This is a genomic window from Nonomuraea mesophila, from assembly GCF_004352805.1.
In the GTDB taxonomy this organism is placed as follows: Bacteria; Actinomycetota; Actinomycetes; order Streptosporangiales; family Streptosporangiaceae; genus Nonomuraea; species Nonomuraea longispora.
In genome coordinates this window covers 1-9,712 of record NZ_SMLD01000254.1, presented here as the reverse complement: position 1 = coordinate 9,712, position 9,712 = coordinate 1, and the positions used below count along the sequence as shown (strand labels likewise).

Genomic DNA, 9,712 nt, shown 5'->3' with positions numbered 1-9,712 from the left:
GCGCCGGACGGACAGGCGACCCCGCCGCCCCAGGGCCCCGGCGATCAGGTCTACATCGACTGGTTGTCGATCCGCGAGCTCGCCTGGCTCTTCGACAAGACCGGCGACGACGTGGTGATGTTGCAGCGCGTGGCCTCGGACATGGCCGGCACGTCCGGCCTGGTCGGCGACGACGAGCAGGGCCACATGTTCGCCGCGTGGTACGCCGACAGCTACGAGTGGCTGACCGACTCCATGCGCGCCATCGCCGACAAGAGTTTCATCTCGGCCACCGGCCTGCGCGATTTCGAACAGTTCTGGGAGTACCTGGAGATGGAGATCCTCCGGTCCCTTCCAGACATCCCCGACCTCGTGCAGCCGCCGATCCCGCAGCCGCCCCCGCCCAGGGAAGGGGCCTGATGTTCGACCCGTTCCAGGCGCTCGCCCGGTTCGCCGACGTGCACGTACCCCAGGCCGACACCTCCAACCTGAGGGACCGCGCCAAGGCCCTGCGCGAACTGGCCGGCTCGATCGGCATAGTCGCCGGCCGCACGGGAGAGGCCGTCGATGCGGCGCGCAGGCGCAACGACAGCATGGCCGTCCACCGGTTCGCGGACGTGTGGCCGTTCGAGCTCGACCCCCGCTACACGGCCCTGCAGGAGGAACTGCACGAGCTGGCCGACGGATGCGACGCCTACGCCGACGCGGTCGACAAACACCGGGACCAGCTGTGGATCATCGGCACCCAGCTGGCCGCCATCGCCTTCACCATGATGTTCGGCTTCGTCTACCCGGCGGCCAGGGCGATCGGGCAGCGGGCGTTCAACATGCTGGTCGCCAGGGCACAGCTGGAGCGCACCCTCTTCCAGAAGATCACCAAGCTCATCCTCGAACAGCGGATAGGCAAGCGCCGCGTCGGCAACTACCTGGTACGCGAAGGGCTGGACGCGCTGGCCGACTCCACGGTGTGGGCCGCGCTCAAGACCGGCGTGCACGCGGCCAGCTCCGCCGCCACCGACCAGCCCATGGGCAACCTCTTCGAGTACGCCGGCAAGCACTTCGCCGCCGAGCTGGCGTACAACGGCGGCATCAAGGCGCTGAGCGACGTGCGCAGGTTCTTCCCCGCGACCAAGGTCACGGAGACGCTGCTGGGCACCGGCTCGGCGGGCCGGTTCTTCCGCCGTACGGTCTCGGCCTCCACCATCTACCCGCTCGTCAGCAGCGGGGAGCTGAGCGCGGCCGGGGCCCTGCGTTCGGCGATGGCGCACGCGCCGAGGGCGTTCATCTTCAAGCGCTGACCGAGGAGAGAGATGACCACACCACCCCCCACGGGCGACCCCGAGCTCGACCGCGCGCTCGCCGAGATGGCCGCTCAGACGGCCAAGTTCGAGGAGGTCAGCCGCCTGCTGCAGGAGGCCAGGGGGCGCGGCGAGAGCGCGGGCGGGCAGGTCGCCGTCGAGATCACCCCCCAGGGATCGCTGGCCGCGCTGCACATCGACCCCCGCGCCATGCGGCTGGGCTCGAAGGCGCTGACCGAGGCCATCGTGGAGGCGTACCGGCTGGCCGAGGAGGACGTGACGGGACGGACCTTCGACATCGCGAGGACCGTCACCGAATCCTGACAGCCGCCCTCAGGAACAGTCGCAGCAGCTACAGCATTCGCCGTCACAACATTCTCCGCACTTGCGCAGGTAGCAGCGCTCCTCGCTCGGACGGCCGCGCCGCCGGCTCCACCGGGGCCGCCACATCCCGCAGGTCCAGAACGTCGCGACGCCGGCCGCCGACTTGCGGATCCAGCCCGGCCGCTCGTACGAGGCGGTGACGGAGCCGAACGTGCGGGTCACCGCCCGGCGTACCTCGGTGCCGAGCAGGACGTCCACCAGGTGCCGCTCGGCCAGGTCGACGTCCGCGAGCGCGAGGGTGAGCCCGTGCGCGGCGTCGTCGCACAACCGGCGGGCCTCGGCCGCCGTGGTGGCGGTGGCGGTCAGCGGGTTGAACGCCCCGCGCGCGTCGTCGTGGTGCTGGTCCTCGGCCGCGTCCAGCAGGTGGGCGATCCGGCCGAAGAACCGGCCCGCCTCCGCGAGGGCAGGGGCGTTGCCCGGTCGCCCGGCCAGCACCGCCGTGTGCGCGAACGCCGCCGCGACCGCGTCCTCCGCGGGCGCGGTGAGATCGAGCACGCTGAGACCGCACGCGGGCCCAGCGCCGTGACCAGGGCCGTGTCCCGGGTCGCGGCCGGGGGTGTACCGGAGGGCGGACGCGGGCGGTGCGGTGGCCAGGCGTTCCAGGTCGAGCTGGCGGTCCACGGTCGCGGCCAGCACGGCGGTGTCGAAGCCGACGCCGGCGCCCAGCCGGGCGCCGCCCGCCTCCCAGCGGGCGGCCAGCCGGCGGCGGGCCGCGGCGGTGCCGAAGGCGGCGTCCCCGTCGGCCACGTGGTCGCGCAGCCTGCCGGCCGTCAGCACGAGCGAGACCGCCGCCGCCAGCCGCGCCCCCTCGGCCCGCGCGTCCACCACCTCGGCCGGGCGGAAACCGCGCAACGCGCACGGCCCGGCCGTGCGGCGCGGAGCGGCGGCCGGGAGCTGGGCCTCGGTGAGCACCGACAGGAGCAGCGTGTCGTAGTTGGTGGTCAGCCGGGCCCCGTGCCCGTGCCCGTCCCTCAACGTCAGGCACAACCCGCACAGATGCGCCCGCCACGCGGCACGCAACGACGGGCTCCCATGGTCACCGCAGGGGCGGATGATTCCGAACACACGACCTCACAGACGTTACGGCTACACATAAAGGGAAAAGGGTAGGGCCCGCCGCTTACAGGTGGCCTGCACGGTCATGAAACGGTTTACGGTTTTCCGCCATAGAGGTCGGCGGAACGCCCCCATGGTGGCCGGAGGGGTGGCTGCCTAGCGTGGGGCAGCGTGATCAGTCTGAAGAACCTGAGCAAACGGTACGGCGACCGGCTCGCGGTCGACGGCCTGTCGCTGGAGCTGGAACCCGGTACGGTGACCGGCTTCCTCGGTCCCAACGGCGCCGGCAAGTCGACCACCATGCGGCTGATCCTCGGCCTCGACCGGCCTGCCTCCGGCACGGCGCTGATCGGCGGTGTCCCGTACCGGAAGATCAAGAACCCGCTGCGCACGGTCGGCGCGCTGCTCGACGCGCGCGCCCTGCACCCGGGGCGCAGCGGTCGGGCGCACCTTGCGGCGCTGGCGCGCAGCAACGGCATCCCGCGGCGGCGGGTCTCCGAGGTGCTGGAGACGGTCGGCATGGCGGGCGCGGCGCACAGGCGCGCGGGCGCGTTGTCGCTGGGCATGAGCCAGCGGCTCGGCATCGCGGCGGCGCTGCTCGGCGATCCCGAGGTGGTGATGTTCGACGAGCCCGTCAACGGGCTCGACCCGGACGGCGTGCGGTGGGTGCGCGGGCTCATGCGGTCGCTGGCCGACGAGGGGCGCACGGTGTTCGTCTCCAGCCACCTGATGAGCGAGATGCAGTTCACCGCCGACCACCTCGTGGTGATCGGCAAGGGCCGACTCATCACGGACGCGCCGCTGGACGAGGTCATCGCGGGCAGCTCGCTCACGACCGTGCTCGTGCGCACGCCGCACGCGCGGGACCTCGCCGTACGCCTGCGCGCCGCCGGGATCACGGTGGAGCGGCTGGGCGAGAACGAGCTGGAGGCCACCGGCGCCGCCACCGAGCGGGTCGGCGACCTGGCGTACGAGGCGGGCATCCGCCTGCACGAGCTGCGCACCCGTGAGGCCTCGCTGGAGCAGGCCTATCAGGAGCTGACGTCGGGCAGCGTCGAGTACGGCGCGAGGAGGGGCGGGGCATGAGCACGCTGTGGCAGGCCGTCGGCGCCGAGTGGGGCAAGTTGTGGTCGGTGCGGTCCACGTGGTGGTGCCTGGCCGGCGCGCTGGTGCTCATGGTGCTGAGCGCGCTGACGCTGGGGGGCGCCACGGCCACCGAGGCGCTGCGCGAGGGCGATGCGGGCGTACGGGTGGCGGCCGGCGAGCCGGTGGTGTCCGCGACGCCGTTCGTGCAGTTCGCGATGGTGGCGGCGGCGATGCTGGTGATCACGTCGGAGTACGCGTCAGGGAGCATCCGGGTGACGTTGCAGGCCACTCCCGCCCGCGGCGTCGTACTGGCGGCCAAGGTGCTGGTCGTGGGGCCGGTGATGTTCGCGGCCGGGGTGGTGTCCGGGGCGGTGGCGGCGGCGGCCGTCCACGTGCTGCTGTCGGCGGAGGTGTTCGGGGGCCTGGTGGTGACGCGGATCGGCGAGCTCGTGCCCGACCTGCTCGGAGCCGGGGCGTTCCTGGCGCTCGTGTCGATGATGACCGTGGGGATCGGGGCCGCGATGCGCAGCGCGGCCGGGACGCTGACCGTGGTGTTCATGCTGCTCCTGGGCCTGCCGCTGCTCCTGCTGATGACGGGCGCCCCGCCGGCGCTGGAGGCCTCCCTGCGGTTTCCGACGTTCGCCGGGCTGGCCTTCATGGGCAGTACGGCCAACATGACCGGCGGGCCGATCCCGTACTCCGCGGGGGAGGGCCTGGCCTGGCTGCTCGTCTGGACGGCGGGGGCCCTGGCGATCGGGCTCGCCGTGTTGCGCCGCCGTGACGCCTAGACTCGCGCTCGTGCCGGGGATCGTGGTGGTCCGTCTGCTGGCCGGGGTCCTCCTGGGGATGGTCCTCGGCCTCGCCGAGCTGGCGTTCTTTCTTGTGGCGTGGCCCGCGGCGCTGGTCCCGGCCGCCAGGCCGCTCGCGGCGCGGGGCCGGGACCGGATGGTGGCCGTCGAGCGGGCCAGGTTGTCGCGATGGTTCGGGCACGAGACGGCGCGGCCCGACGGCGGTTACGCGTTCCTCGCCGCGCGTGCCGCGCTGGGCGTCGTGAGCGGCTACGTCTGCGCGGCGGGATTGTTCGTCGGCGGGCTGCTGCTGGCGGGCGGGTCGTGGGAACTGGTCACGGGCGGGTCGGAGACGGTGCCACTCGACCTGCCCGGTGTGCGGTTCATCACCAGCGGCTGGACGCTGGGCCTGACCGGCGGGATCGCGCTGCTGGCGGTGACCGGCCTGTTCGCGGTGGGGGTGGCGGCGCTGGAACGGCGCCTGGCCGCGCACCTGCTCGGCCCGGGCGGCGAGGAGCTGATGCGCAGGCGGATCGCCGAGCTGACCGCCACCCGCTCGGGCATCGTCAAGGCCGTCGACGACGAACGGCGCAGGATCGAGCGCGACCTGCACGACGGCGTGCAGCAGCGCGGCGTGGCCCTGGCCATGCTGCTCGGCCGCGCACAGCACACCCGCGACCACGACCGCACGGCCGAACTGGTCGCCCAGGCCTACGCCGAGTCGCGCCGGCTGCTCGACGAGCTGCGCAGCGTCGCCTGGCGGATCTACCCGACCGCCCTCGACGAACTGGGGCTGCACGCCGCGCTGGCGGGCGTCGCGGAACGGTCGAGTGTCCCGGTGACCGTGCACCACAGGCTGAGCGGCCGGCCCGTCTCCGAGGTCGAGACGGCGCTCTACTTCGTGGCCCGCGAGGCGATCACGAACGCGGTCAAGCACGCCGGCGCCCGTGACATCCTGGTGGTGCTGGACGAGGACGAACAGGTGGTGAGGGTGGCGATCTCCGACGATGGCGAGGGCGGCGCCGACCCCTCGGGCGGCGGGCTGTCGGGGCTGGCCAGGCGCGTGATGGCCCTCGACGGCACGTTCGCCGTGGACAGCCCGTCCGGCGGCCCCACCAGGATCACCGCGTCGCTGCCCAAGGCGCCGCCGTGCGGCTGATCCTGGCCGACGACTCCGTGCTGCTGCGCGAAGGGCTGACCCGGCTGCTCGACGACGCGGGCCACGAGGTGGTCGCCGCCGTCGGCGACGCCCCCTCGCTGCTCGACGCCGTCGAGCGCCACCGGCCCGACGTGGCCGTGGTCGACGTGCGGATGCCTCCGACGCACAAGGACGAGGGGCTGCGCGCGGCGCTGGAGATCCGCGGCCGCCTGCCGGGCGTCGGCGTGCTCGTCCTGTCGCAGTACGTCGAGCAGCGCTACGCGGCCAGGCTGCTGGCCGGGCCCGCCGAAGGGCTCGGTTACCTGTTGAAGGACCGGGTCTCCGAGGTGGGCGAGTTCCTCGACGCGCTGGAGCGGGTGCGGACGGGCGGCACGGCGTTCGACCCGGAGGCGGTGCGCCAGCTGCTGGCCCGCACCACCCACACCGACCCGCTGAGCCGGCTGAGCCCGCGTGAGGGCGAGGTGCTGCGGCACCTGGCGCAGGGCTACGTCAACGCCGCCATAGCCGAGCGCCTGCACGTCTCGCTCAGCACCGTGGAGAAGCACGTCAACGCCATCATGGACAAGCTCGACCTGCCCCGTGACCCCGGCTACAGCCGCCGGGTGCTGGCCATCCTGCGCTACCTGGAGGGCTGAGGGCCCCGGCCGTCCACGCGAGCCGCACCGGTACGAATGCGACAAAGGTGGTTGTTCCGGGTGGGCATCGGGCAAGGATGTGGCCATGACCATCATGCTTTGCGACGGCCGCCCGATGCCGCGTCTCGGTCTGGGCACGTGGCCCATGAACGACGACGGAGCCCATCAGGCCGTGAGACACGCCATATCGCTCGGTTACCGGCTGATCGACACCGCCGCCAGCTACGGCAACGAGGCCGGGGTGGGAGCCGCCGTGGCCGAGGCGAGCGTGGCCCGCGAGGACCTGTTCATCACCACGAAACTGCGCGGGTCCCACCATGGCTACGACGCGGCCATGCGCGGATTCGAGGAGAGCCGGGCCAGACTCGGCCTCGACTACGTTGACCTGTACCTGATCCACTGGCCGCTGCCCGGACGCGACCTCTACGTCGACACCTGGCGCGCCTTCGTCGACCTGCGCGAGCAGGGACTGGCCCGCTCGATCGGCGTCTCCAACTTCACGACGGCGCAGCTGCGGCGGCTGGCCGACGAGACCGGCGTCCTGCCCGCCGTCAACCAGGTCGAGCTGCACCCCGGCTTCGCGCAGCGCGAACTGCGCGCCTGGCACGCCGAGCACGACATCGTCACCGAGTCGTGGAGCCCGCTCGGCCGCGGCTCCAAGCTGCTCGACGAGCCCGTCGTCGCCGACCTCGCCACCGCCCACGCGCGCACCCCCGCGCAGATCGTGCTCCGCTGGCACCTGCAGCTCGGCGCCGTGCCGATCCCCAAGTCGGCCCACCCCGAACGGATGCGGCAGAACCTGGACGTGTTCGACTTCAGCCTGACGGACGAGGAGATGGCCAGGATGGCCGAGCTCGACAACGACGGGCGGCTCGGCGGCAACCCGGACACCCACGTCGAACTCTGACCCGCTTCAGGAGGGTTAGAACGCGGTGTGCGTGAGCCAGTGGTCGAGCAGCGCGCGGTCGCCCGTGACGTCGCGGGCAGGCATGCGCCGGGTGAACACGAGCATGAGCTCCGCCACCGGGCCCGACACCACGACGTCGCCGTCACCACCTCCGCGCTCGCAGCGGATCCCGTCCGGCGTCCTCGTGATCACCCAGCCCTGCCCCGAGTGCGGCCGGATCACGATCGTCTCGCCCCGGCCGCGCAGCTCGGCCAGCTCGGGCTTGAACTGCACCGCGGACGGCTCCGCGAGCAGCCCCATCCCCTCGGAGATCACGTCGGCCGCCAGGTCGTCGGCGACGTCGAACGAGGAGCCGGTCGTGGCCGCCGCGTCGTAGTGGTGGATGACGGTGTCGCCCAGCATCCTGCGCAGCCAGAATCTCGGCGGCGTCGGCCCCGCCATCGACCAGACGCGGGCGTCGGCCGGCGCCTCCTGGACCGCGTCGATCACCTCTTCCGCGCTGTCCGTCAGCCACCGCTCCCACGTGTCCTGGGGACCGGGATCGTCGGCGGCGGGGGCGGCGATGGGCGCGGCGGCGGCCTGGCGCACCAGCTCGGCCGTCCACCGGTGGGCGTGCCCGATGTGCCCGGCCAGGTGGCGCAGCCGCCACTCGGGGCACGTCGGCACCTGGGCGTCCGGGTCGCCGCCGGCGACCGCGCGGGCGAACCCCGCCGTCTGCTCCCGCAAACCCTCCGCGAGCCGCGCTGTGTCCAGTGTCGTCATGGGTGAGAACTCCTCTCAACAGGTACGCCGCTACCGTAGAAGCTCCAGTCGGGTGGAGGTTCAAGTGCCTGTGAGCGACGACACGCTGGGGATCGGTGACCTGGCGGCGCTGACCGGCGTACCCGTGCGGACGATCCGCTACTACTGCGACGAGGGCATCATCGCGTCAGTGCGGACCGCCGGCGGGCACCGCAGGTTCGACAGCGTCGCGGTGGAGCGGCTCGGCATGGTCAGGCGGCTGCGCGGGCTCGGCCTGGGGCTGGCCGCGATCGCGCGCGTGCTGGCCGGGGAGCGTTCCGTGGCCGAGGCGGTGGCGGAGGAGCGGGCGGCCCTCGACGTCCGGCTCGCCGAACTGGCCTGGCGGCGGGCCGCCCTGCGCGCCGTCGAGGAGGCGGGGCCGGCCGAGCGGGCGGCCCGGCTGGAGTCGCTGGCCGCGGTGGAGGACGGCGCCGCCGCCCGCGACGCGCTGGCCGCCTTCTGGCGGCGTCAGATGGTGGCGCCCCCTCCCTCCGACGAACTGGCCGGCGCGTTCGTGGACATGGCCGTGCCCGCCCCGCCGGCGGACCCGGCGGTGCCCCAGGTGGTCGCGTACGCCGAGCTGGTCGCCCTGGTCGCCGACCCGTCGCTGACGCGCCTCCTGCGCGGGCGGGCGCTGGAGAACGTGAAGGTGATCCACGACGAGGACGAGCTCATGTACGGCGTCGGCGAGGCGTGCGCGCTGGCCGAGCCGCTCGTCGTCGCGGGGGAGGCACCACGACCCGGGCCCGAGCTGGACCGCTACGTCGCGGTGCACGCCGCCGTGCGGGGCGTCCGTGACACCCCGGGGTTCCGGCGCGAGCTGCTGGCGAACGTCGAACCCGACCGCGACCCGCGCTTCCGCCGCTACTGGCGGCTCGTGAGCGAGGTCAGCGGAGAGAAGGCCACGATCGGCTCGACCCACCTGTGGCTCGCCGACGCCCTCGAACGCGACCTCACCGCCTGACCCGCCCTTCCGCCCGTGACCGGACCGGGCGACCGGACCGCGTGACCGGAGCCTGCATAGGAGCCGTGACGGGAGCCGCGACCGGAGCCGGAATGGGAGCCGTGACCGGGGAGCTCTGATCGGAGCCGGGACGGGGTCCGTCACTGGACCGGTGGCCGGAGCCGTGACAGGAGCACGGCCGAACCCGCAAGCAGCAGCCAGGCCGACGTCAGGACCACCAGCCAGGTCCAGCCCGCGTGGCCGTACACGACGCCGCCCGCCGTGCCGCCCACGCCGCTGCCCAGGTAGTACGACAGGGTGTACATCCCGGCGGCCCGGCCGCGGGCTTGCGGCGCGGCGTCGGCGGTGACCCAGGCGTTGGCGATGGCGTGCGCGGCGAAGAACCCGGCGGTCAGTACGGCGAAGCCGAGCACGACGAGCGGCAGCGCCGGATGGGCGGTCATGACGGCGCCGGCCACGGTGACCAGCAGCGCCGTGAGGAGGGCGGGCGTACGTCCGAGGCGGGCGGTCATCCGCCCGGCGGCGGCCGAGGAGGCGGTCCCCATGGCGTAGGCGAGGAATACCAGGGAGGCGGTGGCGGTGCTGAGCGAGATGGGCGGCGCGGACAGGCGGAACCCTGCCGCGTTGTACAGCGCCACGAACGCCCCCATGCCCAGCGCCCCGACGGCGTAGGCCC

General features: G+C 73.3%; 12 protein-coding genes. 9 read left to right on the top strand and 3 right to left on the bottom strand.

The features are described 5' to 3' along the window. The 3 genes from E1295_RS49475 to E1295_RS45235 all read left to right on the top strand — a co-directional run. A partial coding sequence (locus tag E1295_RS49475) for a hypothetical protein (protein ID WP_220449224.1) occupies positions 1-399 on the top strand: 399 nt, incomplete at its 5' end. Beyond that, entirely contained in the window at positions 399-1,277 is an 879-nt protein-coding gene (locus E1295_RS45240; RefSeq protein ID WP_132641114.1) for a hypothetical protein, read from the top strand. The genes E1295_RS49475 and E1295_RS45240, both read left to right, overlap by 1 nt. A 12-nt stretch (positions 1,278-1,289) precedes the next feature. Continuing rightward, positions 1,290-1,601 (top strand): YbaB/EbfC family nucleoid-associated protein, encoded by a 312-nt coding sequence (locus tag E1295_RS45235; RefSeq protein ID WP_132641112.1) that lies wholly within the window; start codon positions 1,290-1,292, stop codon positions 1,599-1,601. Between the two features lie 9 nt (positions 1,602-1,610). Here E1295_RS45235 and E1295_RS45230 read toward each other — a convergent pair whose 3' ends face one another. Then, complete coding sequence (locus E1295_RS45230) at positions 1,611-2,726, bottom strand: DUF5685 family protein (RefSeq protein ID WP_132641110.1); 1,116 nt, start codon at positions 2,724-2,726, stop codon at positions 1,611-1,613. A 162-nt stretch (positions 2,727-2,888) separates the two neighbouring features. On the opposite strand from E1295_RS45230, the gene E1295_RS45225 reads away from it, so the two are divergent. From E1295_RS45225 to E1295_RS45205, 5 genes are all read left to right on the top strand, one after another. Next, positions 2,889-3,803 (top strand): ATP-binding cassette domain-containing protein, encoded by a 915-nt coding sequence (locus tag E1295_RS45225; RefSeq protein ID WP_132641108.1) that lies wholly within the window; start codon positions 2,889-2,891, stop codon positions 3,801-3,803. Continuing rightward, entirely contained in the window at positions 3,800-4,591 is a 792-nt protein-coding gene (locus tag E1295_RS45220; RefSeq protein WP_132641106.1) for an ABC transporter permease, read from the top strand. The genes E1295_RS45225 and E1295_RS45220 overlap by 4 nt, the downstream gene beginning before the upstream one ends. A 10-nt stretch (positions 4,592-4,601) precedes the next feature. Continuing rightward, entirely contained in the window at positions 4,602-5,750 is a 1,149-nt protein-coding gene (locus E1295_RS45215; RefSeq protein WP_246081173.1) for a sensor histidine kinase, read from the top strand. After that, positions 5,741-6,385 carry a response regulator gene (locus E1295_RS45210; RefSeq protein WP_132641104.1) on the top strand — a complete coding sequence of 215 codons (645 nt, stop codon included), beginning with the start codon at positions 5,741-5,743 and terminating at the stop codon, positions 6,383-6,385. Before E1295_RS45215 ends, E1295_RS45210 begins: the two co-directional genes overlap by 10 nt. Positions 6,386-6,470: 85 nt before the next feature. Continuing rightward, on the top strand, positions 6,471-7,292 hold the full coding sequence (locus E1295_RS45205; RefSeq protein WP_132641102.1) for an aldo/keto reductase: 822 nt from the start codon (positions 6,471-6,473) through the stop codon (positions 7,290-7,292). Between the two features lie 15 nt (positions 7,293-7,307). Here E1295_RS45205 and E1295_RS45200 read toward each other — a convergent pair whose 3' ends face one another. Then, positions 7,308-8,054 carry a maleylpyruvate isomerase family mycothiol-dependent enzyme gene (locus E1295_RS45200; protein ID WP_220449223.1) on the bottom strand — a complete coding sequence of 249 codons (747 nt, stop codon included), beginning with the start codon at positions 8,052-8,054 and terminating at the stop codon, positions 7,308-7,310. 70 nt (positions 8,055-8,124) lie between these two features. Here E1295_RS45200 and E1295_RS45195 point away from each other — a divergent pair, with 70 nt between their 5' ends. Beyond that, positions 8,125-9,036, top strand: coding sequence for a MerR family transcriptional regulator (locus tag E1295_RS45195; RefSeq protein ID WP_220449222.1), 912 nt, complete (start codon positions 8,125-8,127; stop codon positions 9,034-9,036). 140 nt (positions 9,037-9,176) lie between these two features. Here the strand turns inward: E1295_RS45195 and E1295_RS45190 are convergent. After that, the coding region (locus E1295_RS45190) for an MFS transporter (RefSeq protein ID WP_132641098.1) at positions 9,177-9,712 on the bottom strand (536 nt) is incomplete at its 5' end.

Excerpts from the sequence above, each read along its gene's own strand:
- E1295_RS45240 (WP_132641114.1), top strand. The coding sequence starts at position 399 with ATGTTCGACCCGTTCCAGGCGCTCGCCCGGTTCGCCGACGTGCACGTA.
- E1295_RS45235 (WP_132641112.1), top strand. The coding sequence starts at position 1,290 with ATGACCACACCACCCCCCACGGGCGACCCCGAGCTCGACCGCGCGCTC.
- E1295_RS45220 (WP_132641106.1), top strand. The coding sequence starts at position 3,800 with ATGAGCACGCTGTGGCAGGCCGTCGGCGCCGAGTGGGGCAAGTTGTGG.
- E1295_RS45205 (WP_132641102.1), top strand. The coding sequence starts at position 6,471 with ATGACCATCATGCTTTGCGACGGCCGCCCGATGCCGCGTCTCGGTCTG.
- E1295_RS45200 (WP_220449223.1), bottom strand. The coding sequence starts at position 8,054 with ATGACGACACTGGACACAGCGCGGCTCGCGGAGGGTTTGCGGGAGCAG.